The sequence below is a fragment of the Ruegeria sp. CDSA020 genome (genome assembly GCF_059612345.1).
In genome coordinates this window covers 22,507-45,765 of the sequence record NZ_JBXWQK010000009.1, presented here as the reverse complement: position 1 = coordinate 45,765, position 23,259 = coordinate 22,507, and the positions used below count along the sequence as shown (strand labels likewise).

General features: G+C 59.3%; 27 protein-coding genes. 8 read left to right on the top strand and 19 right to left on the bottom strand.

The annotated features are described in order from the left end of the window. Positions 1 to 1,440, bottom strand: a complete 1,440-nt coding sequence (locus AC2FJW_RS15700) for an aldehyde dehydrogenase family protein (protein WP_496750612.1) — start codon at positions 1,438 to 1,440, stop codon at positions 1 to 3. A gap of 207 nt (positions 1,441 to 1,647) precedes the next feature. Between AC2FJW_RS15700 and AC2FJW_RS15695 the strand changes: the two genes are divergently transcribed. Beyond that, positions 1,648 to 2,298: a peroxiredoxin gene (locus AC2FJW_RS15695; RefSeq protein WP_142639998.1), complete on the top strand. Its 651-nt coding sequence runs from the start codon at positions 1,648 to 1,650 to the stop codon at positions 2,296 to 2,298. 70 nt (positions 2,299 to 2,368) lie between these two features. Here AC2FJW_RS15695 and AC2FJW_RS15690 read toward each other — a convergent pair whose 3' ends face one another. The 14 genes from AC2FJW_RS15690 to rbfA form a co-directional block, all read right to left on the bottom strand. Then, positions 2,369 to 3,100, bottom strand: coding sequence for a glycosyltransferase family 25 protein (locus AC2FJW_RS15690; protein ID WP_496750610.1), 732 nt, complete (start codon positions 3,098 to 3,100; stop codon positions 2,369 to 2,371). A gap of 48 nt (positions 3,101 to 3,148) precedes the next feature. After that, positions 3,149 to 3,679: a helix-turn-helix transcriptional regulator gene (locus AC2FJW_RS15685; protein ID WP_496750608.1), complete on the bottom strand. Its 531-nt coding sequence runs from the start codon at positions 3,677 to 3,679 to the stop codon at positions 3,149 to 3,151. A 23-nt stretch (positions 3,680 to 3,702) separates the two neighbouring features. Then, entirely contained in the window at positions 3,703 to 3,975 is a 273-nt protein-coding gene (locus tag AC2FJW_RS15680) for a PepSY domain-containing protein (RefSeq protein WP_142640003.1), read from the bottom strand. Between the two features lie 173 nt (positions 3,976 to 4,148). Next, positions 4,149 to 6,299: a polyribonucleotide nucleotidyltransferase gene (gene pnp, locus AC2FJW_RS15675; protein WP_496697763.1), complete on the bottom strand. Its 2,151-nt coding sequence runs from the start codon at positions 6,297 to 6,299 to the stop codon at positions 4,149 to 4,151. Between the two features lie 236 nt (positions 6,300 to 6,535). Then, complete coding sequence (locus AC2FJW_RS15670; RefSeq protein ID WP_142640007.1) at positions 6,536 to 6,904, bottom strand: DUF1761 family protein; 369 nt, start codon at positions 6,902 to 6,904, stop codon at positions 6,536 to 6,538. Then, positions 6,901 to 7,323 (bottom strand): SRPBCC family protein, encoded by a 423-nt coding sequence (locus AC2FJW_RS15665; protein ID WP_496707052.1) that lies wholly within the window; start codon positions 7,321 to 7,323, stop codon positions 6,901 to 6,903. Before AC2FJW_RS15665 ends, AC2FJW_RS15670 begins: the two co-directional genes overlap by 4 nt. Beyond that, on the bottom strand, positions 7,304 to 7,657 hold the full coding sequence (locus tag AC2FJW_RS15660; RefSeq protein ID WP_142640011.1) for an ArsR/SmtB family transcription factor: 354 nt from the start codon (positions 7,655 to 7,657) through the stop codon (positions 7,304 to 7,306). Before AC2FJW_RS15660 ends, AC2FJW_RS15665 begins: the two co-directional genes overlap by 20 nt. A 270-nt stretch (positions 7,658 to 7,927) precedes the next feature. After that, positions 7,928 to 8,137 (bottom strand): hypothetical protein, encoded by a 210-nt coding sequence (locus AC2FJW_RS15655; protein ID WP_142640013.1) that lies wholly within the window; start codon positions 8,135 to 8,137, stop codon positions 7,928 to 7,930. Between the two features lie 688 nt (positions 8,138 to 8,825). Continuing rightward, positions 8,826 to 9,095, bottom strand: a complete 270-nt coding sequence (rpsO, locus tag AC2FJW_RS15650; protein ID WP_142640015.1) for a 30S ribosomal protein S15 — start codon at positions 9,093 to 9,095, stop codon at positions 8,826 to 8,828. Positions 9,096 to 9,240: 145 nt separating this feature from the next. Next, the gene (locus AC2FJW_RS15645) at positions 9,241 to 10,254 is read right to left on the bottom strand and encodes a calcium-binding protein (protein WP_496750606.1); all 1,014 of its coding nucleotides are present in this window, start codon (positions 10,252 to 10,254) and stop codon (positions 9,241 to 9,243) included. A gap of 94 nt (positions 10,255 to 10,348) precedes the next feature. Further along, entirely contained in the window at positions 10,349 to 10,852 is a 504-nt protein-coding gene (locus tag AC2FJW_RS15640) for a DUF1643 domain-containing protein (protein ID WP_496707055.1), read from the bottom strand. A gap of 21 nt (positions 10,853 to 10,873) precedes the next feature. Then, entirely contained in the window at positions 10,874 to 11,779 is a 906-nt protein-coding gene (gene truB / locus AC2FJW_RS15635; protein WP_496750604.1) for a tRNA pseudouridine(55) synthase TruB, read from the bottom strand. Between the two features lie 60 nt (positions 11,780 to 11,839). Beyond that, complete coding sequence (locus AC2FJW_RS15630) at positions 11,840 to 12,577, bottom strand: phosphodiester glycosidase family protein (RefSeq protein ID WP_496697752.1); 738 nt, start codon at positions 12,575 to 12,577, stop codon at positions 11,840 to 11,842. Next, complete coding sequence (rbfA, locus tag AC2FJW_RS15625) at positions 12,574 to 12,969, bottom strand: 30S ribosome-binding factor RbfA (RefSeq protein ID WP_142640024.1); 396 nt, start codon at positions 12,967 to 12,969, stop codon at positions 12,574 to 12,576. The genes AC2FJW_RS15630 and rbfA overlap by 4 nt, the downstream gene beginning before the upstream one ends. A 91-nt stretch (positions 12,970 to 13,060) precedes the next feature. Here rbfA and dapB point away from each other — a divergent pair, with 91 nt between their 5' ends. Then, the gene (gene dapB, locus AC2FJW_RS15620; RefSeq protein WP_142640026.1) at positions 13,061 to 13,870 is read left to right on the top strand and encodes a 4-hydroxy-tetrahydrodipicolinate reductase; all 810 of its coding nucleotides are present in this window, start codon (positions 13,061 to 13,063) and stop codon (positions 13,868 to 13,870) included. A 25-nt stretch (positions 13,871 to 13,895) separates the two neighbouring features. On the opposite strand, the gene AC2FJW_RS15615 is transcribed toward dapB, so the two are convergent. Genes AC2FJW_RS15615 through tmpA form a run of 3 tightly spaced genes read right to left on the bottom strand, consistent with a single transcriptional unit; the run spans position 13,896 to position 16,284 of the window. Then, on the bottom strand, positions 13,896 to 14,564 hold the full coding sequence (locus AC2FJW_RS15615) for an ureidoglycolate lyase (protein WP_496750603.1): 669 nt from the start codon (positions 14,562 to 14,564) through the stop codon (positions 13,896 to 13,898). Next, positions 14,561 to 15,151, bottom strand: a complete 591-nt coding sequence (gene tmpB, locus AC2FJW_RS15610; protein WP_496693045.1) for a (R)-1-hydroxy-2-trimethylaminoethylphosphonate oxygenase — start codon at positions 15,149 to 15,151, stop codon at positions 14,561 to 14,563. The genes AC2FJW_RS15615 and tmpB overlap by 4 nt, the downstream gene beginning before the upstream one ends. Further along, positions 15,148 to 16,284 carry a 2-trimethylaminoethylphosphonate dioxygenase gene (gene tmpA, locus AC2FJW_RS15605; RefSeq protein ID WP_496750601.1) on the bottom strand — a complete coding sequence of 379 codons (1,137 nt, stop codon included), beginning with the start codon at positions 16,282 to 16,284 and terminating at the stop codon, positions 15,148 to 15,150. Before tmpA ends, tmpB begins: the two co-directional genes overlap by 4 nt. Positions 16,285 to 16,382: 98 nt before the next feature. Between tmpA and AC2FJW_RS15600 the strand changes: the two genes are divergently transcribed. Then, the gene (locus tag AC2FJW_RS15600; protein WP_496703552.1) at positions 16,383 to 17,240 is read left to right on the top strand and encodes a LysR family transcriptional regulator; all 858 of its coding nucleotides are present in this window, start codon (positions 16,383 to 16,385) and stop codon (positions 17,238 to 17,240) included. On the opposite strand, the gene AC2FJW_RS15595 is transcribed toward AC2FJW_RS15600, so the two are convergent. Continuing rightward, a complete protein-coding gene (locus tag AC2FJW_RS15595) occupies positions 17,241 to 17,423 on the bottom strand; it encodes a DUF1674 domain-containing protein (protein WP_496703553.1) in 183 nt (60 codons plus the stop codon). Between the two features lie 89 nt (positions 17,424 to 17,512). On the opposite strand from AC2FJW_RS15595, the gene AC2FJW_RS15590 reads away from it, so the two are divergent. The 5 genes from AC2FJW_RS15590 (at position 17,513) to AC2FJW_RS15570 (ending at position 23,250) form a co-directional block, all read left to right on the top strand. After that, positions 17,513 to 18,769 (top strand): RsmB/NOP family class I SAM-dependent RNA methyltransferase, encoded by a 1,257-nt coding sequence (locus tag AC2FJW_RS15590; protein ID WP_496750599.1) that lies wholly within the window; start codon positions 17,513 to 17,515, stop codon positions 18,767 to 18,769. Between the two features lie 90 nt (positions 18,770 to 18,859). Continuing rightward, positions 18,860 to 20,599, top strand: a complete 1,740-nt coding sequence (locus AC2FJW_RS15585; protein WP_496693042.1) for a heparinase II/III family protein — start codon at positions 18,860 to 18,862, stop codon at positions 20,597 to 20,599. A gap of 22 nt (positions 20,600 to 20,621) precedes the next feature. After that, a complete protein-coding gene (gene purH, locus AC2FJW_RS15580) occupies positions 20,622 to 22,211 on the top strand; it encodes a bifunctional phosphoribosylaminoimidazolecarboxamide formyltransferase/IMP cyclohydrolase (protein WP_496750597.1) in 1,590 nt (529 codons plus the stop codon). Then, positions 22,211 to 22,681, top strand: a complete 471-nt coding sequence (lspA, locus tag AC2FJW_RS15575; RefSeq protein ID WP_496750595.1) for a signal peptidase II — start codon at positions 22,211 to 22,213, stop codon at positions 22,679 to 22,681. Before purH ends, lspA begins: the two co-directional genes overlap by 1 nt. A 50-nt stretch (positions 22,682 to 22,731) precedes the next feature. Then, positions 22,732 to 23,250: a DUF3035 domain-containing protein gene (locus AC2FJW_RS15570; RefSeq protein ID WP_496750593.1), complete on the top strand. Its 519-nt coding sequence runs from the start codon at positions 22,732 to 22,734 to the stop codon at positions 23,248 to 23,250. The last annotated feature ends 9 nt before the right edge of the window (positions 23,251 to 23,259 follow it).

Genomic DNA, 23,259 nt, shown 5'->3' with positions numbered 1-23,259 from the left:
TTACTCGGCAGCCCAGCCGCCGACGGCCTTGACCTCAAGGAAATCCTCCAGCCCCCAGACGCCGCCTTCGCGCCCGTTGCCGGATTGTTTCATGCCGCCGAACGGGGAACCCGCGCTGCGGGATTTGCCATTCATCTCGACCATACCCGACCGCAGAGCGCGGGCCATGCGGTTGGCACGGACGTTATCCTGTGTTTGGACATAGTTGGTCAGCCCATAAGGTGTGTCATTGGCGATTTCGATGGCCTCTTCGTCGGTATCGAAGGGGATCATGGTCAGAACCGGTCCAAAGATCTCTTCGCGGGCGACGGTCATCTGGTTGTTGACGTCGGCAAAGACCGTGGGCCGCACGTAATAGCCCTTGTTCAGCCCTTCGGGCCTGCCAGTGCCACCAGCGACAAGACGCGCGCCTTCGTCGATACCCTTTTGGATCAGGTCCTGAATCTTGCCCCATTGCAGCTCGTTCACAACCGGGCCGATATGGCGGCCTTCTTCCATCGCCGGGCCAACGGTGACACCTTTGGCAATCTCAGCTGCGGTTTCCACCGCCGCGTCATAGATGGGACGCTGAACCAGCATCCGGCTAGGGGCGTTACAGCTTTGACCGGTGTTGTTCATCATGTGCAGCACGCCACGTTTGACGGCCTTTTCATCCGCATCGGCAAAGACCACGTTTGCGCCCTTGCCGCCTAGTTCCAAATGCACCTTCTTCAGCGTATCGGCTGCGGCTTTGGAAATCGCCGTGCCCGCGCGGGTGGATCCCGTAAAGCTGACCATATCCACATCGGGGTGCGTGGACAGCTGAGACCCGACGCCAACTCCGTCACCGTTGACAAGGTTGAAGACACCGGGTGGGAATCCGGCCTCATCCATCAGCTCGGCAAAGATCATCGCGTTCAGCGGGCTTTGCTCCGAGGGTTTCAGAACCATTGTGCAGCCCGCAATCGCAGCCGCACCGACCTTCAGCGTGACCTGGTTCATTGGCCAATTCCACGGTGTGATCAGGGCGGCGACACCGACGGCCTCATAGATGATCTGGTCGTTGGGAGCGTGATCGCCCAGCGGCCGCTCGAAAGGAAACGCTTTGGCAGCGCGGATGAAATTTGCCAGGTGCCAACTGCCTGCTCCGACTTGCTGGCTACGCGCCATGTCGATCGGGGCGCCCATCTCCAACGACATTGCCTGGGCCAGATCCTCGGACCGTTCGGCATAAAGCGCGATCAGCTTTTCGACCATCGCGATGCGGGTTTCCGCCGGGGTTTCCATCCAGCCGGGCAACGCCGCCTTGGCCGCTGCAACAGCTGCGTCCGTATCGGCCTGATCGCCCAGCGAAATCACGGCACATGGTTCTTCGGTCGAGGGGTTGATGACCTGAAAATCATGCGTAACCGATGGGGCAACCCACTGACCGTTGATGTAAAAATTGCGTTTCTCGATCATGGTGCATCCTCCTGACCATGCGACGGGGATTCTTGGTTCGGCGCCACTGTGTCAGGCCTTCAGGAAACCGGCAAGCGCGATTTGATCAAATGGAATTTTGAGGTCTGGCCTAGGGCTAAAGTGACTTGCTGACTGTTTAACATCGGCGCAAAGTGATTAGGTTCTGGACAACCGACTCGGTTTTGTAATTAGCAAAGGAGATGCTTCATGGGTTTGCGCATCAACGACACAGTCCCCAATTTCACTGCAGAAACGGATCAGGGCACCATTCAGTTCCACGACTGGATTGGGGATAGCTGGGCCATTCTGTTCTCGCACCCCAAGGATTTCACTCCTGTCTGCACCACCGAGTTTTCGGCCGTCGCGCAGCTAAGCGATGAGTGGGCCGCGCGCAACACCAAGGTCCTGGGCGTTTCGGTTGACGGCGTCGAAGACCACAAGAAGTGGAAAAAGGATATCGAGGCCTATGGCAACGCGCATCCCGGTTTTCCAATCATTGCCGATGATGGTCTGGCCGTTTCAAAGGCCTTCGACATGCTGCCCGCCGAGGCCTATTTGCCGGACGGGCGTACCCCGGCCGACAGCGCGACCGTGCGGTCGGTCTTTATCATCGGGCCAGATAAGCAACTGAAGTTGTCGATGACCTATCCTATGACTGTGGGACGTAACTTTGCCGAGATTCTGCGTGCACTGGACGGGTTGCAGATGTCGTCGAAAGGCGTGGCTACCCCGGCGAACTGGGTGCCTGGCGAAGACGTAATCATTCCGCCTGCTGTCTCAAACGACGACGCCAAAGCAAAGTTTGGCGAGTTCGAGACCATCTTCCCCTATCTGCGCAAGACCAAGGCGCCGTCGTAAGACGGCCCAGGTCAGGGGGGCTGTCTGCCCCCCAACGCGCCTCGCGGCGCGATTCCCCCCGAAGGTATTTTCAGTCAGATGAAGCAGGCGGGCGCTGCGGGTGCAGGTGCAGCTTGGCGCGGTAGGCTGCGCGCTTGAACTCTCGGGTTAATTTGTCTGACAGGGGTGGTTTTGTCTGAATGGTCGAGCCGCCGATTTCCTGGGCCACTTCCTGATTTCCGCTGCCTTGCAAGGCGTGAACCGGCTGGTCTGTCAGCCAGTGCATCTGCAAGAAGGTATCGACAGGGCGGTCGATTTGGTCGGTGGTCGCCAAAAGGCGTTCGGCGGCGTTTTTCCCCACCATCTGACATACGCATTGCAGGCCGATCACCTTGGGTAGGATCAGCCGCAGCCCATCTTGTTCTGCCAGGACCTCTGCCGGTACTTCGCGCTGTTTTACGGGGATGCGGATATAGTGATCGGGGGTGGCGATTGAGGCCAGCAACCCAAGCGCCTGTTCCATTCGCGCCCGATCTATGCGCAGGTCATCCTCGGTGATGATGGCCAGGTCGATATCGTCCTCGACCAGCTTGCGCCAGATGCGTCGATGGCTTTCGAACACGCCGATTTCTGCGGGTCGCAAGGGGAATGGGTAATGCGGGCGGTGCAGATTTCCGGAATGCAGTTCGACACCGGAAATCTGGTCAGGGTCGCGGCCATTTACGGCCTCAAACAGTTCAGCATTGGGCAGGGCCGCGCAGAGCTGATCAGCATTGGGACGGCGCGCGGTGCTCGAGGACATATGGATGACAAAGGATCGCATGCCCCGTGCATAGAACACCGCGTCAGGCGGGGAAAGAGCAACCGTGGATTAAGCCTGGTCCTGGTCGGCGGGTTCTGACGACGAGGACGTGTTGACCAGAGGTTCGGACAAAAGCTCTTCGACAAAAAAGCTGAGTAGTTGAAGCCGTCCCGAGACACCCGCCTTGCGGTAAATCGCAGCGCTTTGTGCCTTGATAGTCCCTTCTTTCGTCTGTCTCAGCTCGGCGATTTCTGCGATCGACAAACCCTTGATGGACAATATTGCGACATCGCGTTCCGCATTGCTGAGCTGCCACTGCGTGAATTGATTTTCGATGACCTGCGAAAACGCGCCCTGCGCCACGCCCAGTTGACGCTGCATGTCCTGCACGCGCAAGCCCTGAGCCCGGATCAGGGTGATTGTCGCCACCAAACCACCGATCAGAGCCAGGGACAGGAACAATTCGAACTGGTGCAAATGCCGAAACCCGGCAGTTTCGCCGCCAAACCAATCTAGCGCTGCATCGGTCAGGAAAAAGGTGGCGCAGACAGCCTGCACCACCAGAAGGAGCCAGAGTAAAGACGTCTGTGAAATCTTCATAGCGCTCCTTTAAGATTGTCTGGTCAGTCGTCGTCCTCTTCAAGCTCGATCGCGGTGACAACGCCATCGGTCTTGTTCAGGACCAGTTCAGTTTCCACGCCATCCTTGACGAGTTCAACCTCGATCTCGCCATCTTCGAATTCGATCTCTTCGATCTGGTATCCCTGCGCCTCGAGAGTGGTGCGGATATCGGTCTCGGTGGTGCCCAGCTTGTCCCCGACTGTCACGTTGGCAAAAGCCAGCACCGGGGCGGTCGCGATCAGTCCGGTCAGAGTCAGCATTTTGAAGGTCTCCATTTCGCATCTCCTAGATTTGTTGCGTCGATGTAGAAGACGTGGGTTCGCCTTGCCGGTGGTGCGATTGGATTTCGGTTGAATTGGGCGGAATTGGTCCAAGGTTTATGCTGACTGAACAAAAAAAGACCCCGGACAAAGCCGGGGTCTTTCGAGAAATCAGAGGGGCGAGCAGATTATTCTGCGCCTTCCTCTTTCTTTTCTTTCTTCTCAGGTGCGATCTCTTCGCCGGTTTCCTGATCGACGATTTTCATCGACAGGCGCACCTTGCCGCGGTCGTCAAAGCCCAGCAGCTTGACCTTCACTTCCTGGCCTTCCTTCAGAACATCCGACGGATGGTTCAGGCGACGGTTTTCGATCTGGGACACATGGACCAGACCGTCGCGCTTGCCAAAGAAGTTCACGAAAGCACCAAAGTCGACGATCTTGACCACTTTACCGGTGTAGATCTGGCCTTCTTCGGGTTCGGCAACGATCGAATGGATCATCTCGTATGCCTTCTTGATCGATTCACCATCGGGCGAGGCGATCTTGATCACGCCATCGTCGTTGATGTCGACCTTGGCACCCGAAACTTCGACGATTTCGCGGATGACCTTGCCGCCGGAACCGATCACTTCACGGATCTTGTCGGTCGGGATGTTCATGGTTTCGATGCGCGGTGCGTGGACCGAGAAATCATTGGTCTCGGACAGGGCTTTGCCCATCTCGCCCAGGATGTGCATCCGGCCGTCCTTGGCTTGCGCCAGGGCTTTCTCCATGATCTCGGGCGTGATGCCCGCAACCTTGATGTCCATCTGCAGAGAGGTGATGCCGTTTTCGGTACCCGCAACCTTGAAGTCCATGTCGCCCAGGTGGTCTTCGTCACCCAGAATGTCCGACAGGATCGCGTAATCGCCGTCATCTTCCAGGATCAGACCCATGGCAACACCGGCAACCGGTGCTTTCAGCGGAACGCCCGCATCCATCATCGACAGCGAACCGCCGCAGACCGACGCCATCGAGCTGGAGCCGTTGGATTCGGTGATCTCGGACACGATGCGGATCGTGTAGGGGAAGTCGGTTGCCGCAGGCAGAACCGCCTGCAACGCGCGCCATGCCAGTTTGCCGTGACCGATCTCACGACGACCCGGAGGGCCCACGCGACCCGCTTCACCAACCGAATACGGAGGGAAGTTATAATGCAGCAGGAAGTTCGATTTGAAGTTGCCGTGCAGGGCGTCGATGAACTGTTCATCATCACCGGTGCCCAGCGTGGTCACTGCCAGCGCCTGTGTTTCACCACGGGTGAACAGGGCCGAGCCGTGTGTCCGCGGCAGCATCGAGGTTTCTGCAACGATCGAGCGGATATCGGTGGTCGAGCGACCGTCGATCCGCTTACCGCCTTTGACGACGTCGCCGCGCAGGATGCCTGCTTCCAGCTTTTTCATCGCCGAGCCAAGGTTCGCGTCTTCCAGCTGTTCCTCGGTCAGGGCTTCCTTGATCGCGTCACGGGCAGCGGAAACAGCGGCGGTGCGCTCTTGCTTGTCGGTGATCGCGAAGGCGGCGCGCATCTGCTCTTCACCGGCGGCCTTAACGGCAGCGGACAGCTCAGAATAATCGGGCGCCTGGAAATCAAACGGCTCTTTTGCCGCGTCTTCGGCCAGCGAAATGATCAGGTCGATCACCGGCTGGATCTGTTCATGTGCGAATTTGACCGCACCCAGCATCTCGGCCTCGGACAGCTCGTAAGCTTCGGATTCAACCATCATCACGGCGTCTTTGGTACCGGCAACAACCAGATCTAGACGCTGTTCAGGGTTCAGGCGCAGGTCCTGCATGTCGTCTACGGTCGGGTTCAGGATGTAATCGCCATCCTCGAAACCAACGCGGCACCCAGCAATCGGGCCTCTGAACGGTGCGCCGGAAATGGTCAGCGCGGCAGAGGCTGCGATCATCGCAACCATGTCGGGGTCGTTGACCAGATCGTGGCTGAGGACGGTGCACATCACCAGAACTTCGTTTTTGAAGCCGTCAACAAACAGCGGGCGGATCGGCCGGTCGATCAGACGCGCGGTCAGCGTCTCTTTTTCAGTCGGGCGCGCCTCGCGCTTGAAAAAGCCACCCGGAACTTTACCGGCGGCATAATATTTCTCTTGGTAGTGGACGGTCAGCGGGAAAAAGTCCTGACCGGGTTTTTGCTTCCGCGCAAAGGTCACGTTTGCCATCACGCTGGTCTCGCCCAGCGTGGCAATCACACTGCCGTCCGCCTGACGGGCAACCTTGCCGGTTTCCAGTGTCAGCGTCTCTTCGCCCCACTGAATTGATTTCTTTGTTACATCAAACATTTGCGTATCCTAGAAGGGAGCACTCCCGCCCCTGCGGGTCTCCCGTTTGCGTGGCGGCCCCATTGCCGCCGACCCCACTTTATCTTCCATTCGAGTGCCGGAGTCAGAGCACAACGTCTCAGATGGACCGCCCATACAGCAGTTTGGGGGCTTTGGAAAGGCAGGAGTTCCGAGGAAGAGTAAGGGTATAAAGGGCGCATGCCCGATCCATCGAGGATCGGGCATGCGCTGCGATCCTACAGGATCGCGTGGGCCAGGATCATGACGATACCACAGCCCAGCGCATAGCCGGTGTCGACCGCAATGGCGAAGCCGCTTTTTTGCGCCCATGTCCCGACCGAGGCTGTCTGCGCCGCCACCGCAAGGATCGCAAGCAGGGCGACGCCCAGGCTATTGGTGGTCTCGGTCACCGCGATTACCGCAGCCAGCAGGATCAGGAACACGATCTGTGTGGCCATCGCGCCCAGTGGCGGGGTTTCGGGCGGCGTCGGGTCGATGCGGGTGCCCTCGGCCCAGCGTTTCTGAAAGCCCATAGGGCCGTAGACCAGCCAGCCCAACAAAAAGGCAGCGACCACCCCTGCACCGAGGGCCAGCCAGTTGATCATAGTGCCGTCTCCAGCGCCGCAAGGATAGCGGACCAGCCGCCCTCGTGATTGTCCCGGCTTTCCTGCGAGGGAAAGCGGATGTGGTGCAGCCGCAGCTCGGTACCCTTTTCGGTGGGTGTGAAATCCAGTGTGACCGTGGAATCGTCTTGGCTGTAGGGCGAATTCCAGGTGAATTGCAGCCGGTTGGGGCGGTCGATGACCTTGTATTCGCCCTCATGCGGCAGATCGCCAGCCTCGGGCGCGCGCATGATGATTTTGAACCGGCCGCCGACCTTGGCGTCGGAATGTGCTTCGGGCACGGTCATGCCCGGTGCCGGCAGCATGAATTTTGCCAGCATCTCGGGGTTGAGCCAGGCATCAAACACCTTTTCGGGTGGATGTGGAATGGCGCGCGTTATTTCAAGTGACAGGTCCGTCATCTTCTGGGTCCTCCAAAGCAGTTTCCAAGGCGTCCAGCCGAAGCGCCCAAATCGAACGCAACCCGGCAAACCAAGAATCAACGGCTGATAAAGGAGCCATCTGAACCTCGATCAGATGTTCGCGCCATTCGGTCCGGCGCTGCACCAGCTCGGCGTTTTCCAGCACCTTGATGTGCTTGGAGACCGAGTTGAGGCTCATATCGAATTGCCGCGCAATGTCCGTCACCCGCAATGGTCCCTGCTGCGCAAGCATCGTCAGAATAGCGCGGCGGGTCGGGTCGGACGCGGCCTTCAATATTGCATTGAGGTCATATCGACTCTCTCGTTCAACCATTTGGATGAATTACAACCTTATTCTGCTTCAGTCAACCGTTTGGGTGAATAACATGTTGAAACCCTGATTGACCAGTCGCCAAATGCACCCTGTTGGATAAGGGTTTGGCCATGATCGGTAACGATGTGGCTACCGATGTTGGTGGAGCCACTGATTACGGGTGAGATCGGACCGTATTGACCCCGTCTCCAGCTTAAAGAAAAAGATCCATTCTATTATGATCGTGCAGAAAGCGGTTTTCATATATCCGGGATCAAAGCGGGTCTGGGCCTATTGCAACGAATCTTCTTTGCTACGCGGTTGGGGAGACCCCAGTTCTTCTTCTTTCAGTATGCCGCGGAGGATTGCGGCAGTTTCCACCTCGGACATTCTTTTTACGATGCCATCTGTGCCAGAGACCATTGTTGACTTTTTTTCTGATTTAGGAGCTTGGGAAAGGTTAGCTGCAAAAACGCGGTTCAAAACTGATTTTAGAGGCATTGTTAAACTCCAGTAAAATAGTCGTCAGACTCTGTCGCTGCGGGCCAGTCCGAACCACGAGGGTGGGAGGGCTCAAAGACCGATTGCCGTGAGTGTGTACCCGCAGCGACAGGCGGCATTTAGGAACCGACCGATCCTGTGCAAAGGGGGAAGATAATGGCCTTTCGCGTCATTTTTTGACTCTCTGATAAAAAACACGACGTTGCTTACGTTTACGTCAACTTTCTAAACCAGCGCTGAGATTCTGCGACGCTACGTCACAATTTGACACCTGTTCATCACGGGCAAATTCAACTGTCCTGAAGGCAGAAAAGCGGCCGTCTTTAGGGGCGATTCTATCGTGCAAGCAGGCGGAACCGTGGCTCCCAATAAAAACGGGCGCGCCCATTGCGGGCGCGCCTTGAAAAGGGAGGACTATGAAAAACCTAACGCTCGAAAAAAAATAAGCGCCTACTCACTACAGTTCCTAGACTGCAGCGATTTGAGCAGCTTGTCGGTGAAGTGGATCACACGGCGCGAAAAAAGTTTCCATCGTCCGAGATGTTGTCGTGATCGGTCATCGAGAATGCAGCAAAAGGCTTTGCTTCAAGGTCGGAGAGAACCCCAAAACCAAATACGCCCGCCGAATGGCGAGCGTATCATGATCTATTGGCTTTTCAGCGCCTGTATCAAAAACAGCAGCGCGCGCTTAGCGGCGGATGCCCAGCTTTTTGATCAGGTCCTGGTACCGTGCTTCTTCTTTGCCCTTCAGATAGTCCAGCAGCTTACGGCGCTGGGCAACCATCTTCAGAAGACCACGGCGACCGTGGTTGTCTTTCTTGTGGGTCTTGAAGTGCTCGGTCAGGGTGGTGATGCGCGAGGTCAGGATGGCAACCTGGACTTCTGGCGAACCGGTGTCGCCGTCCTTGGTTGCGAATTCTTTCATGACGCGATCTTTTTCAGCGGCAGTAATCGACATCGGGGTCTCCTTTGAAAAGGTTAGGGTTGATGGCACAGGCCGGGATGTCGTCCAGCGCAGGCCCATGGAGAAAACCGCATCGATTCCGACACGGATGCGCGCGTATAGGCGCATTTGCGGTCAATGGCAAAGGGATTCTGGAAAGTCAGCCCAGCGCGCTGAGCTGCGCCAGATCGCCTGAGGATATCAGTTGGATGTCATCGGCGCTGACACCGTCTGCCCCGATCAGCTGCACCACGTTCTGCCCGTCGACAATTACATGGGTCAGGTTCTCGTCTTCGGTGTCTGTCTTGATCTGAATGTCCGGGTTTTCCTGACCTTCCCATGAGATCAGCAACTTGTCTTGACCGGGCTGAAAATCCATGACGGTGACGGCGTCATCATCCGCTTCGGGCGAAACCACGATGTCATCGTCACCTTCGCCTCCGGTTACGATATCCCCGCTTTCAGCAATGATCGTATCATCCCCGGCGCCACCGTTCAGGAAATCCACCGCGTCGGGGTGCTCTCCATCCTGACCGTCCAGAATATCGTCGCCATCACCGCCGAACAGCACGTCCTCGCCTTCGCCACCGCTCAACCGGTCATCACCAAACCCGCCATGCAGTGCATCATCGCCTTCACCGCCGGTCAGAATGTCGTCATCTTGCCCGCCATACAGCTCATCCTCGCCCATCCCACCCTCCAGGTGATCTGCGCCGAAATGCCCGAAAAGAGCATCATCCCCCTCACCGCCCGAGATTTGATCGTCGCCCGCTTCGCCGTGAATGACATCCTGGCCAGTGCCGCCAAAGATCGAGTCTGCACCTGTTCCCCCATGCAGGGTGTCATCGCCTTCGCCACCATAAATCGTGTCATCCCCCGCATATCCATTGATCTGATCGTCGCCGTCCTGGCCGGTCAGGATGTCCAGATCCTCGGTACCCGCGATGATCATGTCGCCCTCGATTTCGGATATGATGGTCCCGGTCGAAATCTCGGGCGCTTCGGGTTCCTCGACATTCTCACCGACGTCAAGGAATTCGCCTGTTTCGACCGCAGGAGGCTGGTCGTCGACGACATCGTCCTCACCGGGATCTTCATCTATGTCAAAGACATCGCCGATGGCATAGGCGGCCCCGCCGACAGCCGCCAGACTCAGCAATCCGATCAGAAACATGACAACCTCCTTGAACGCATTGCTTCGAGGGTGAAATGTCTCATGCAATCAGGGCTTTGGTCAAAGCCTAGCTGAGCTTGTGGTTAACCCTTTGTCACCAGGGTTCGGGGTTTTGCGTGTAAGCGATATAGAGCGGATGCTTGGGGTGGCCGTCCTTGGTAAGCCCAAGGTGGTACACCGGCTGACCGGTGCCGCGCAGCAGGGTTTCGACGGCGGTGCCTCGATCCAAATGCGCGCCATGGGTGCCCCAGGCAGCGATGACGTGATCGGCCCAGCCCACGCCATTCAGAATGGCCATGTCATTCTCTGGCCCCACCGGATCGGCGGCGGCCCGCATCTTGCGTGGATCAGTATCGCGCCATGCAAAGATATTGGTGACCTGAAACGCGCCGAACCCCAACGCGCGCGCCCGGCGTTCGCAGCGTTCAACTGTGGGATCGTTCTGCACCTCGGTCGCGGTGGAGGGATTCAGCATCACAAACAGCGCCTTGCGCCCGGCCGGATCCCAGATGCGCGTCAGGCTATAGCGGTATCTCTCGCAATCCGAATAAACAGCGGTCGAGGGCGCGTCGCCCTTGGTATGTGTGCGCGTGATCATGGGTTTCGACTAGCACGCAGATTACGTGACGAACACCCGGCTGGGATGCAATTCGCCGGATTTATAGATGCCGACCGCCACCGCCTGACCATCCAGCGAGGCCCAGGCCTCATCCCCGTATTCCACATCGGACGCCAGAACCATACCAGGGTTGCCGTTACGCAGACGGGTCGCACCTTCGGGGGTGCATTTCAGTTCGGGCAGGTCCGATAGGCCAGTTTCCAGCGGGTGCAGGAAATCATCCAGCGCGGTGGTTTTGGCCATCTCGTCGATCTGTTCAATGCTCAGTCCGTCTTTGGTCTCGAACGGGCCGGACCAGATACGGCGCAGCTCGCGGACATGGCCGTAGCACCCCAGCGCAGCCCCCAGATCGCGGGCGATCGATCGGACATAACCGCCCTTGCCGCAAGTCATTTCCAGCATGACGTGGTCGTCGTCGGGGCGGTCGGCTAGAACCAGCTCTTCGACCCACAGAGGGCGCGCAGCCAGTTCCACATCCTCGCCATCGCGGGCCAGCCTATAGGCACGCTGCCCGTCGATCTTCACTGCCGAGAATTTCGGCGGGACTTGCATGATTTCACCGATAAAGGGCGCGAGGGCTTCTTTGATCTGTTCATCCGAGGGGCGCGTATCGCTGCTTGCGATCACCTCGCCCTCGGCATCATCGGTATTGGTGGCCTGACCCAGACGCACGGTGAAGGTATAGGCCTTCAAAGCGTCGGTGATATAGGGAACGGTTTTGGTCGCCTCACCTAAAGCCACGGCCAGAACGCCGGTGGCCTCGGGGTCCAGCGTCCCCGCATGTCCCGCCTTCTTTGCGTCCATTGCCCAGCGCACCTTGTTGACCACGGCGGTCGAGGTCATGCCCGCGGGCTTGTCCACCACCAGCCAACCGGAAATGTCGCGACCCTTGCGTTTGCGTCCCATTGTGCACCTTGTTCTATGCCGAGGCGCGCGAGTTAGCGGATCGGTCTGGCCCTGTCAATTTCAGGGCGTGTCTTCAACCACACCGACAATCGGCCCCAGCGAGAACCCGACATCGGATCGGCTGTTCGCCCGGTCATACATGCGAGAGATATTGCCGTCGAAGAACAGCGCATTCGGCGTTTCCAGCACATCGCGGAACAGGCTGCCGAATTGGTGGAAGGTGACGTAATCCTCGGAAATGGCGAACACCGCGCGGGTGCCATCGGCGCTGGTGCCCACGCCATTGCGCACATAAACCGACGTCGAATCAGGCAGGAACCTTGGGTGCAGCTCTCCGTCGATGACAAGCATCGGGCCGGATTGGCTGGCAAAGCGGCATTCGGGGGCCTGTTCAATGAATTCGAGCGTTTCAAACACGTCGGCGCGGCCCTCGCGGATGCAGAACACCCCGTTGGGCAGAAGGCCGAAGTTTCCGGGACCGGGGTTCGGGATCACACGCATCTGCTCCTGCCCGTCCTCGACATAATGGCCGACGGGCGAGCGGTCGTCGTGATACATGCCTGCGTTCATCGCAAAGGCCAGACGCTTGCCAACGGGCTCCAGCGCCTCATTCACCGCCGAGAAATGCCCTAGCAGGTCGCCATTCTCGTCATTGAGGAACAAGCGCATGTCCTCATTCGCGGCATCCACCTCGCAGACAGTGTAGCGTTTGTCACTATGCGTGACCTTTTCGCATGTCACTGCCCCGGCTTGCGCCGCCCACAGGAAAGCGACCAAAGTGACAAATGCCCGGATCACTCGTCGAGATCGCGGCGCACCGCGTCCTGATCGAACATGCGGCGGGTGTCATCCAGACGGTCGAATGTGTCATCCAGCCGGAATCGCAGATCGGGGGAGAATTTCAGCCCGACCTTTTTACCAACCATGCGCCGCAGCTCGTGTTTGTTGCGGGCCAGCAGTTCGATCACATCCTCCTGCCCTTTGCCGCCCAGGGGCAGCACAAAGGCGGTGGCGATCTTCAGATCGGGCGAGGTGCGCACCTCACCCACAGTGATTGACATGCGATTCAGGTCGGGATCGTGGACATCTCCGCGCGCCAGAACCTCGGACAGGGTGCGGCGGATCAGTTCGCCGACACGCAGCTGTCGTTGGGACGGGCCGGGGCCATCGTGGAATTTGTTCTTAGCCATATCCCCGATCTAAGCGCAAAGCGGGGCTTTGCCAAGCGGGTGCGAACCGGGTAGGAGGCTTTGAGCCAATCAATGCAAAAGGACCAGCGCAATGACCCATATTCCGGGGATCGTCATCACAGGGGCTTCGGGCCGTATGGGTCAGATGTTGATCAGGACCGTGACCGACAGTGATCAGGCCCGCCTGGTCGGCGTGGTTGAGCGCACGGGTCATGATTGGGTTGGGCAGGATGTGGGCGTGGCCATGGGCGGTGCAGCGCTGGGCGTCACGGTGACCGACGATCCGCTGGAGGCCTTTGCCCAGGCGCAGGCCGTGATTGATTTCACCGCACCCGAGGCGACGCTGGAATTCGCCGCGTTGGCAGCGCAGGCGCGCTGTGTGCATGTGATCGGCACCACCGGGATGAGTGACGAGCAGATAGCCGCTCTGGAGCCGGCCTCACGTCATGCGGTGATCGTGCGGGCGGGAAATATGAGCCTGGGTGTGAACCTGCTGGTACAGCTGACCAAAAAGGTCGCTGCCGCGTTGGATGAAGATTTCGATATTGAGGTGATCGAAGGGCATCACCACCACAAGGTCGATGCGCCCTCGGGCACCGCGCTGATGCTGGGCGAGGCCGCTGCCGAAGGGCGCGGTGTAGATCTGGCTGAGGTGTCCGATCGGGGCCGCGATGGTATGACCGGCGCGCGCAAGCGGGGCGATATCGGGTTCCATGCCATTCGCGGCGGCGACATCGTGGGTGAGCATGACGTGCTATTCGCAGCACCGGGCGAACGCATCGTGCTGCGCCACCTGGCCACTGACCGCGCCATTTTCGCGCGCGGCGCCCTGAAAGCCGCACTTTGGGGGCAGGGTAAAGCGCCTGGCCAATATGACATGGTGGACGTTCTGGGGCTTTGACACCGCCCGGGAGCCGACAGACCGACTACAACTCTCGGATCTTATCTGCGCGCAAAGGGCAGGCGAGATAGACGCCGAATTCTTTGCCGATATCCGCACTGACCCGCGCGTGAACCTTGCCCTGCCGATCCAGAAAACGCTGATTGTCCTCGATCGGGAATATCCCCTCGTGCCAGATGCCAGGATGGATATACAGCCCGCGTGACCCATCACACCAAAAGGCCACCACCTTTTCCGGTGTCAGATTGTCGCCCGGCAATGCGGCAGGGATGATGAAAGGCTTGTTGTCGATCGGCCAGAACATCTGTCCGCCATCGGGGTGATAGTTCATGTGCCAAAGCAGAACCTGATCGCGCGGAGCAGTTTGCCGGTTGGCGTTGGCCTGTTGCGGATCAGTGGACCAGCCGAGGACATAGTGGCCGTTGACCGCTTCGTTCTCGCCGTAAAGGACGTCCCCTTTCCACTCACCATGAAATGTGCCTTCGACCCAACCGGCTTCATCGCCGGTACCTTCGTCGATGGACCGCCAACCCTGTTGCGGCCAACGGACGATTTCAATCTCGAATTTTTTGGGGTCGTCGACCAGACAGCCATAGTCCTTGACCGACTTGTCTGTAGCACGGATCAAGGGGACCTCGTGCCAAGGCAGGGAGGGTTTGGTGTTGGCCTCAAAAATGTATTCTGGGGCGTTCATGTGAGCTCCTGATATTTTTCGACCATTCGCTGCACCATCGGCGCAAAATGGTTGAAATCGGGGGTTTCCATGTCTGCACGTTTACCTGCTTCGTCCAGATAACGCACCTGAATGATCTCTTTCAGGTTCGGGTTCTGCTCGAATTCGGCAACTTCTCTGGCACTCATCGGCCCGCCTTGCAGTTCCAGTGTATGAACCGAAGCCGTGGACAGGCGGTTGAAATATTCGGGCTTGGTAGCGCAAAGATACCGTTTGGCCGCCACGTGATAGCGGCAGCAATCGGTGATAACTGACGGAAAGAACTGTTCCAGCACCTCGGCGCCTGCATCTTCGTGATGGCGGTCTTCGGTGTCGTCGGGGTGGTACGTGCCGAATTCGGATGTGAAATGACCGATATCATGCAGCAATGCCCCTACGATGATCTCTTCGGGCATGCCGTTCTGTTCGGCAATGGTCGCGCCCTGCAGCATGTGTTCTGCCATGGTGACGGGTTCGCCCAGATATTCCTCGCCGCCGCGGCGGTCAAAGATATCCTCGATGAAGGCCACGATATTGTCGGGGGTCAGGGTCGAGAAATCAGGTTTCATTCCGCCGCCTCCAGTGTCGCCAGTTCCATCGCCGCCAGCGTTGACAGTAAGCCGTCCTTGTCGGCGTAGCAGCCTTGCAACCACCGCGACCCGGCGCCGGAATAGCCCAGACGCGCGTGCAGGACGCGGGTGTTGTCAACGATGAAGCTTTCGCCCGGCTCCAGCTTGAACGACACGCCCATGGCCGGATCGTCGATTATCTCACCCAACTGGCGATAGGCGGCGTAATAGGCCTCCATCAGATCGAAGGGGATGTCCACAAACGGAGCCGACGAGCGGTTGTTAAAGCGGATACCGATCAACTCGCCATCGGGCGATAGCTCAATCATTGGGCGGCGGGACCGCAGGCAGACCCCGTCCGAGCCCTTGTATTCGAACCGGGCCGGGAAACCTGCCAACAGGGCAAATCCATCGGGGTTCTGATCGCGCAGTTTTTCCGCCGCCCGGAACCCGTCCACAACAATGGAATCGCCACCCTCGGCGCTGTTTTCCAGGCAGTAGAGGATCTGCAATGTCGGTACCGGGTCGCGATAGGGGTTGTCCGTGTGCGCCTGAAGGCCAAGCCCTGTAAAGGCCAGGTTGGTCGGGTTCACCTCGGTTCGAACCTCGAAATAGGGGCCATAGTTGGTCTGACGGACGTATCCGAACAGATCGGCCACCTTCAACAGAGATTCCGGTTCGGTCGGGCCGCTGGTCAGTTTGGCAAACCCGTATTCGGCGACCATTGCCAGCCAGCCGCGCTTGGCTGCGGGGTTGGCGTGGACGTCGCTCCAGTCAGCGCTGGGCGCGTCGAGCCCTTGCTCCCAGGTGGTGATCCCGGGCGCGGTGCGGCCAAAGGTGCGGCTGTCCTCTTGGTCATAGCTATGCGCAGCCAGCCAATCAGCGGGGAAAGTGACAGTCTTGTTTTCGGGTTGAAGTGTGACGGTGAGGTCGCCGTTGGCCACTGAGGCAGCGCTGACCATGGTATCGGCGGGGATATCGCCAATGGTGATCAGGCGCTGTCCGTTGCCCGGTGCCCGTGTGTCAGGATCAAGCGCGTTGTCGCGTAGCCAGATGGCGTGAAAGCGGGTACTTGGGCCTGTATCGAATTCCACGGTGACGATTGACGGAGTATGGGTGGCAGAGCGCAGCATGGGGTTTCTCCTGTTCGCGCGGGCTTTGCTTGAGGATATACGCCCCCTGTGGCATCACGACAATTAATCCTTGTTGCTGCTGAGGCCTGGAAAAACTTATGGATAAAAAGAAGATCGGCTTGCCCCCTCTGGACTGGTTGCGCGTATTCGAAGCGGCGGGGCGGTTGGGTGGATTCTCGGCAGCGGCGCGCGAGTTCGGTCTAACGCAGGCTGCCGTCAGTCAGCGCATCGGCAACCTTGAGGCCTGGTTGGGCCGCACGCTGTTTGTGCGCGAGGCGCGCGGTGTATCGCTGACCGTCGAGGGCGAAAGCTATCTGCCGCTGGTTCAGGACAGCTTGCAGGCGCTCGAGCGCAATACCGAAGACCTTTTCGGAAAATCCCCGCGCGAATTGCGGGTGGCTGGCCTGTCTTCCCATATTAAGGCCCTCGTCATACCCGCTCTTGCACGTTTTCACGTCCTGCGCCCCAAAGTGCGGGTGCTGACAGATTCTGTAGCGCGACGGTCTTCGCTGGATGAAGAGAGGACTTGGCTTCAAATCCGCTATGGGCGTGGGGCGTGGCCCGGGCGCGATGCCGAACTGATTGCGGCCGAAGTGCTAGTGCCGATGGCAGCGCCGGGTGTGGATTGGTCCGCGCCCTTGATTGATCTGCGCGGTGAAAGGCCCGGCTGGCGTGATTGGGCGAAAAACACCACTCAGACCGACCTGCCGCCTTCGAAAATCAGCTTTGATTCGATGGAACACGCGATTTCCGCGGCCCGGCAGGGTTTGGGCGTTGTGTTGGGATCCATGCCCTTGGCGCAATCGGACTTGCGAGCGGGACGGTTGCGTCGACTGGATTTGCCCGAATTGAACGCAAAAGATGGCTATTGGCTGACTTGGCCCGAAGAGCGTGCGAAATCCAATAAGCAACGGGCGCTCATCGCGGATTTTCTGCAGGCCCTGTGCGGGGACTGATCAGAAATCTATCGCGATGCCTTTCTTTTCCCAATCGCCATAACGTGCAGGATCGGGGCCGTCGCGTCCGCCCAGCTCTTTGGGTTGCGATTTTGCGTCGGCTTCGGCCTTGCGGCGACGGTCCTCCGCCTCGGCCAGCGCGCGTTGTGCGGCAGGCGGCAGGTCTTTGGGCTCGTCATTCATGACATCGGGTTCCTTTCAGTGCATTGGCTTGATATACGCCCCCGTCCGCCCTTGGCAATGCGGACGAGGGTCACATCAAAGGCGATTCAATGTCCGATAACGCAACGGCCGCGCGACGCAGCGCAATCTACCTTCTGGATCAGATCTTGGGTGAGGGGCGGCTGATGTCAGAATGTCTGGCTGCAGGTGCGTTGGAGCGATTGGCACCAGAAGACCGGGCGCGGGCACAGCGGCTGGCGTTGCAAACGCTGCGTGGGCTCGAACGCGCCGACCGTCTGTTGGACAATCACCTGAACCGCACCCCCGCCCTGACCGTGCATAATGCCCTGCGTCTGGGAGCGGTTGAGCTGTGCCATGGCGAGGCAGCGCATGGCGTCGTAAATTCCATGGTTGAGATTGTCGGTCGCTCGCGCAAGCATGGACGGCTCAAGGGGTTGGTGAACGCGGTTCTGCGCAAGGTCGCGGCGGAAGGGCCAGAGACTTGGCCGAAAATGCGTGTGCCGCGCCTGCCCGAGTGGCTGCGCGATCCGTTGATCATGGCCTGGGGTGCCGAGGCCGTGACCGGCATGGAGCTGGCGCATTTCGAGGGCGCGCCGCTGGATCTTTCGGTCAAGCCAGGGGCAACCGCGCCGGGTGAGATGCTTCCGACCGGTTCGATGCGGGTTCGGGATGCGGGGCAGGTGTCCGCTCTGCCGGGATATGATCGCGGTGACTGGTGGGTTCAGGATGCCGCCGCCGCACTGCCTGTCCGAGTCCTGGCGCCCAAGGCCGGAGAGAAAATTCTGGACCTTTGCGCTGCGCCCGGTGGCAAGTCGTTGCAGCTGGCGGCTGCGGGGGCCGATGTGACTGCGCTGGATATCTCGGAATCGCGGCTGGAACGAGTCCGCGAGAACCTGGCGCGGACGGGCCTGATGGCTACGGTCATCGCGGCTGACGCGCTGGAACACCAGGGTCAGTATGACGCCATCCTGCTGGATGCGCCCTGTTCCGCCACCGGCACGATCCGCCGCCATCCTGATCTGCCCTTTGCCAAGGACGGGTCGGAATTCGGCGCGCTGATCGAGCTGCAAACGCAGATGTTTGCCCATGCCTGGACCCTTCTGAAACCGGGCGGGCGGTTGGTGTACTGCACCTGCTCGTTACTGCCCGATGAGGGCGAGGTGCAGGTTGAAGAGGCGCTACAGATGTATCCTGATATGCAAGCGGACCGGGCCGCTTTGCAGGTCGCGGGGGTCGAAGCCGGCTGGATCACCGAAGAGGGCGGTTTGCGTCTGCGGCCTGACTATTGGCCGGGGACAGGCGGCATGGACGGCTTCTATATCGCCTGCCTGACGAAATCAACCTGAAGGCACGCTTTTCGATGACTTGACGATTGCTCCGGTCTATCGTTGGGTCTCAGGCGCCAGCAGAGCGCAAGGGGCAGAGTAACGAGCGTCATGTCAAATTCGGACACCATGGCAAACCGATGGTCGCGGTTTCAGAACCGGCTTTATGCGCGGCTCAGTCAGCGGCGCAAGGCCGTTACCGGATTTGTGGGCGATCCGGAACCACGCACGGTTGGATCATTTGCGCGCGGGCGTCAGTTGGTGGCTGGGAACCTGCTGTTCTCGGGCTATCTGGTTGAGGCGCAGGATACAGGCTTATGGGATGTCACCGCGCCCAGCACCGGATTCGACGATGAACGCCACGGTTTTGCCTGGCTGGATGATCTGGCGGCTGTTGGCGACATCCGGGCGCGCGAAAAGGCGCAACGCTGGGTCTGGGGCTGGATCGAAGCACATGGGCGCGGGCACGGGCCCGGTTGGGCACCTGATCTGACAGGCCGGCGAGTGATGCGTTGGATCAATCACGCGATCTTTTTGCTGCGCGGTGTGGATGAGCAACAAAGCAAGGTCTTTTTCAGCTCGCTATCTCAGCAGGCCTGGTTCCTGTCGAAACGCTGGCATGCTGCGACGCCTGGCCTGCCCCGGTTCGAGGCGCTAGCCGGTCTGGTGCAGGCCGGTTTGGCTTTGGAAGGGCTTGAGCAGATGGCAGAGCCCGCCCTGCGCGCTCTGGCGCGGGAATGTGACAGTCAGATAGATCAAAAAGGTGGTATCTCCACGCGTAACCCCGAGGAGCTGCTGGAAGTCTTCACCTTGCTCGCCTGGACATCGGCGGCACTTAGCGATTTGGGGCGGGGTACACCTGGGGCGCAGGCGAATGCGATTAAACGGATGGCCCCGACCATGCGCAATCTGCGTCATTCGGATGGTGCACTGGCCCGTTTCCACGGGGGCGGGCGCGGGGTCGAGGGGCGTCTGGATCAGGCTCTGGCGCAAAGCGGCGTCAGACCGCAGAGCGAGAACGGCCTGTCCATGGGATTTGCCCGTCTCTATGCGGCACGGACCAGTGTGATTATTGATGCCAGTTCGCCGCCCAAAGGGGATGCGTCATATAACGCACATGCGTCGACCCTGGCGTTCGAGCTGACCTCGGGCCGCCGACCTCTGATTGTGAATTGTGGGTCTGGGGAAACCTTTGGGCTGGAATGGCGTCGGGCCGGGCGCGCCACGCCGTCGCATTCGACACTTTGTCTTGACGGCTTTTCAAGTGCGCGTCTGACCTCAGCTGTTCCTGGTACGGAACGTGAAGGGCTGGTCGACGCGCCAAAGGATGTTCCGGTCGAGTTCGAAGACGCGTTCGAGGGAACCCGGTTCATGGCCGGGCATGATGGCTATACGAAAGTGTTCGGCCTGACCCATGCCCGAACGTTCGAGCTGCGCTTTGACGGGCGGGAGCTGACCGGCGAAGATATTCTGCTTACCACAAGTGACAGGGCCAAGCGGCAATTTGACAAGGCGCTGGATGCGTCGAACCTGACTGGTATCGGCTTTGACATACGGTTCCATCTGCATCCGGACGTGGATGCGGCGATAGATTTGGGCGGTGCGGCGGTGTCCATGGCGCTCAAAAGCGGTGAGATTTGGGTGTTCCGCCATGATGGTGTGGGGAAATTGTCAATCGAGCCAAGTGTTTACCTTGAAAAGGGCCGTTTGAAGCCACGCGCGACAAAACAGATCGTTCTATCTGGCCGCGCAATGGAGTATGCGACGCGCATCCGGTGGACGTTGAGCAAGGCGCAGGATACAGCCTTTGCCGTGCGCGACCTGCACCGGGACGAGCCCGAGTTTGACTGACGCCAAAAGGACCTTTGGACCCATGACCGATCTTCACCCCGTGCGCCGCGCGTTGCTTTCCGTATCCGACAAGACCGGGCTGATCGAGCTGGGTAAGGCGCTGGCCGACCGCGGGGTCGAGTTGTTGTCGACCGGCGGCACAGCAAAAGCGTTGCGCGATGCGGGGTTGGAGGTGAAGGATGTCAGCGAGATCACCGGTTTCCCCGAGATGATGGATGGCCGGGTCAAAACGCTGCACCCGATGGTGCATGGCGGCTTGCTGGCCTTGCGTGACAATGACACCCATGTCGCCGCGATGTACGAACACGGCATCGACGCGATCGACTTGCTGGTGGTGAACCTCTATCCGTTCGAGGCGACCGTGGCTAAAGGCGCTGGCTATGACGAATGTATCGAGAATATCGACATCGGCGGCCCGGCGATGATCCGCGCCGCGTCCAAGAACCACGCGTTTGTCAATGTCGTGGTCGATGTCGAGGATTACTCGTCGCTGTTGGATCAGCTGGACGAGAATTATGGCAAGACCTCATATGGTTTCCGTCAGTGGCTGGCGCAAAAGGCCTATGCCCGCACCGCTGCTTACGACACCGCCGTGTCGAACTGGATGGCCGATGCGCTGCTGCTTGAGGCCCCCAAACGCCGCGCTTTTGCGGGCGAGTTGAAACAGACACTGCGCTATGGCGAGAACAGCCATCAGACCGCTGCATTTTATACCGACGGTACCAACCGACCCGGTGTGGCGACCGCCCTTCAGCATCAGGGCAAGGAACTGAGCTATAACAACATTAACGACACTGATGCGGCGTTTGAGCTGGTTGCGGAATTCGATCCCGTCAAGAGTGCGGCCTGTGCCATCATCAAACATGCCAACCCGTGCGGCGTTGCGACAGGAGGCACGCTGCTGGACGCCTATAAGGCCGCGTTCGACTGTGACCGTACCTCGGCCTTTGGCGGGATCGTGGCCCTGAATCAGCCGCTGGACGCTGAAACCGCGCAGGAGATCACAGGGATTTTCACCGAGGTTGTGATCGCACCTGGCGCCTCGGATGAGGCCAAGGCGATCTTTGCCGCCAAGAAAAACCTGCGCCTTCTGACGACCGAAGGCCTGCCGGATGTGACCGCCGGTGGCAAAACCGTGCGTCAGGTCGCGGGCGGTCTGTTGGTGCAAGACAAGGATAACGGTTTCGTCGGCATGGATGACCTGACGGTTGTCACCAAGAAGGCCCCGACGGATGAACAGATGCGCGACCTTCTGTTTGCCTGGAAGGTGGCAAAGCACGTGAAATCCAACGCCATCGTCTATGTTAAGGACGGCGCGACCGTGGGTGTCGGCGCTGGCCAGATGAGCCGCGTGGATTCGGCCCTGATCGCGGCCAAAAAGGCCGAGCGCATGGCCGATGTTCTAGGCCTGCCACAGCCGCTGACCATCGGCTCAGCGGTGGCGTCGGACGCGTTCTTCCCCTTTCCCGACGGTTTGATGGAGGCCGCAGAGGCCGGGGCCACCTGCGTGATTCAGCCTGGCGGCTCGATGCGAGATGACGACGTGATCGCCGCCGCAGATGAGGCCGGTCTGGCCATGGTCTTTACCGGCATGCGGCATTTCCGTCACTGATGCGTGCCCGATTGCTCCTCTGGGCGGCGCTGACCGCGTTTCTGATCGACCAGATCAGCAAGTACCTGGTCGTTCATGTGATGCGCGTGGCCGAAGGGCCGATCAGCGTTCTGCCGCCCTTTCTGGTGTTCAGATATGGCGAGAATCGCGGCATCAATTTCGGCCTGTTTCAGGGCAATGGCGACGCCGCGCGCTGGGCTCTGATCGGAGTTTCGCTGGTGATTTCAGTGGGCGTGTTGATTTGGTTGATGCGCACGGCCCCCTCAAAGCTCATCTTGGTCTGTGGCGGCCTGCTGATCGGCGGTGCGCTTGGCAATGTGGTGGACCGCGTGTTGTACGGATATGTGCTGGATTTTCTGAACATGTCCTGCTGTGGTTTCGACAACCCCTATGTGTTCAATCTGGCCGATGTATTCATATTCGCAGGTGCGTTCGGGTTGGTGCTGTTTGATAGGAAAAAGCCCTCGTGACGCGGGTTTGGAAATACGATAAAAGCGCCTGAAACAGGCTGGAGACTTTCATGCGGTTGCCGCGTTCCATATTTGTTGTGACTATGAGTCTTGCGGTTGCGGGATGTTCGGATATCGGTCTGCGCCACCTCGAGCCGCCGGGCCCGGGCCCGGACGAGTTTGCGATTCTGCCGGTCAAACCTCTGACCCAGCCCGAGAACTACAACTCTTTGCCCGCACCGACACCGGGTGGCACCAACCTGACCGATGCCAATCCCACAGGGGATGCTATTGCCGCGCTGGGCGGGAATCCGGCTGCTTCGAATCCAAATACCGCTGTGCCTGCCTCTGATGGCGCGCTTGTCACGGCCTCTAGCCGATATGGCGTTCCGTCAAACACACGGCAGGTCGTCAACCAAGAAGATGTGGATTTCCGCAAGCGTCAGGGGCGCTGGACCCGTTTGCGGCTGTTCAACGTAGATCGATATTCGCAGGTTTACCGTCGCTGGGCTATCGACCCGAACAAGCAAACCCAGGCTGCGCGGAACGCTGGGATCGAAACGCCATCGGCGCCGCCGGTCAATGAATAATTCTTAACT

Excerpts from the sequence above, each read along its gene's own strand:
- AC2FJW_RS15700 (WP_496750612.1), bottom strand. The coding sequence starts at position 1,440 with ATGATCGAGAAACGCAATTTTTACATCAACGGTCAGTGGGTTGCCCCA.
- AC2FJW_RS15695 (WP_142639998.1), top strand. The coding sequence starts at position 1,648 with ATGGGTTTGCGCATCAACGACACAGTCCCCAATTTCACTGCAGAAACG.
- AC2FJW_RS15690 (WP_496750610.1), bottom strand. The coding sequence starts at position 3,100 with ATGCGATCCTTTGTCATCCATATGTCCTCGAGCACCGCGCGCCGTCCC.
- AC2FJW_RS15685 (WP_496750608.1), bottom strand. The coding sequence starts at position 3,679 with ATGAAGATTTCACAGACGTCTTTACTCTGGCTCCTTCTGGTGGTGCAG.
- AC2FJW_RS15680 (WP_142640003.1), bottom strand. The coding sequence starts at position 3,975 with ATGGAGACCTTCAAAATGCTGACTCTGACCGGACTGATCGCGACCGCC.
- pnp (WP_496697763.1), bottom strand. The coding sequence starts at position 6,299 with ATGTTTGATGTAACAAAGAAATCAATTCAGTGGGGCGAAGAGACGCTG.
- AC2FJW_RS15670 (WP_142640007.1), bottom strand. The coding sequence starts at position 6,904 with ATGATCAACTGGCTGGCCCTCGGTGCAGGGGTGGTCGCTGCCTTTTTG.
- AC2FJW_RS15665 (WP_496707052.1), bottom strand. The coding sequence starts at position 7,323 with ATGACGGACCTGTCACTTGAAATAACGCGCGCCATTCCACATCCACCC.
- AC2FJW_RS15660 (WP_142640011.1), bottom strand. The coding sequence starts at position 7,657 with ATGGTTGAACGAGAGAGTCGATATGACCTCAATGCAATATTGAAGGCC.
- AC2FJW_RS15655 (WP_142640013.1), bottom strand. The coding sequence starts at position 8,137 with ATGCCTCTAAAATCAGTTTTGAACCGCGTTTTTGCAGCTAACCTTTCC.
- rpsO (WP_142640015.1), bottom strand. The coding sequence starts at position 9,095 with ATGTCGATTACTGCCGCTGAAAAAGATCGCGTCATGAAAGAATTCGCA.
- AC2FJW_RS15645 (WP_496750606.1), bottom strand. The coding sequence starts at position 10,254 with ATGTTTCTGATCGGATTGCTGAGTCTGGCGGCTGTCGGCGGGGCCGCC.
- AC2FJW_RS15640 (WP_496707055.1), bottom strand. The coding sequence starts at position 10,852 with ATGATCACGCGCACACATACCAAGGGCGACGCGCCCTCGACCGCTGTT.
- truB (WP_496750604.1), bottom strand. The coding sequence starts at position 11,779 with ATGGGACGCAAACGCAAGGGTCGCGACATTTCCGGTTGGCTGGTGGTG.
- rbfA (WP_142640024.1), bottom strand. The coding sequence starts at position 12,969 with ATGGCTAAGAACAAATTCCACGATGGCCCCGGCCCGTCCCAACGACAG.
- dapB (WP_142640026.1), top strand. The coding sequence starts at position 13,061 with ATGACCCATATTCCGGGGATCGTCATCACAGGGGCTTCGGGCCGTATG.
- AC2FJW_RS15615 (WP_496750603.1), bottom strand. The coding sequence starts at position 14,564 with ATGAACGCCCCAGAATACATTTTTGAGGCCAACACCAAACCCTCCCTG.
- tmpB (WP_496693045.1), bottom strand. The coding sequence starts at position 15,151 with ATGAAACCTGATTTCTCGACCCTGACCCCCGACAATATCGTGGCCTTC.
- tmpA (WP_496750601.1), bottom strand. The coding sequence starts at position 16,284 with ATGCTGCGCTCTGCCACCCATACTCCGTCAATCGTCACCGTGGAATTC.
- AC2FJW_RS15600 (WP_496703552.1), top strand. The coding sequence starts at position 16,383 with ATGGATAAAAAGAAGATCGGCTTGCCCCCTCTGGACTGGTTGCGCGTA.
- AC2FJW_RS15595 (WP_496703553.1), bottom strand. The coding sequence starts at position 17,423 with ATGAATGACGAGCCCAAAGACCTGCCGCCTGCCGCACAACGCGCGCTG.
- AC2FJW_RS15590 (WP_496750599.1), top strand. The coding sequence starts at position 17,513 with ATGTCCGATAACGCAACGGCCGCGCGACGCAGCGCAATCTACCTTCTG.
- AC2FJW_RS15585 (WP_496693042.1), top strand. The coding sequence starts at position 18,860 with ATGTCAAATTCGGACACCATGGCAAACCGATGGTCGCGGTTTCAGAAC.
- purH (WP_496750597.1), top strand. The coding sequence starts at position 20,622 with ATGACCGATCTTCACCCCGTGCGCCGCGCGTTGCTTTCCGTATCCGAC.
- lspA (WP_496750595.1), top strand. The coding sequence starts at position 22,211 with ATGCGTGCCCGATTGCTCCTCTGGGCGGCGCTGACCGCGTTTCTGATC.
- AC2FJW_RS15570 (WP_496750593.1), top strand. The coding sequence starts at position 22,732 with ATGCGGTTGCCGCGTTCCATATTTGTTGTGACTATGAGTCTTGCGGTT.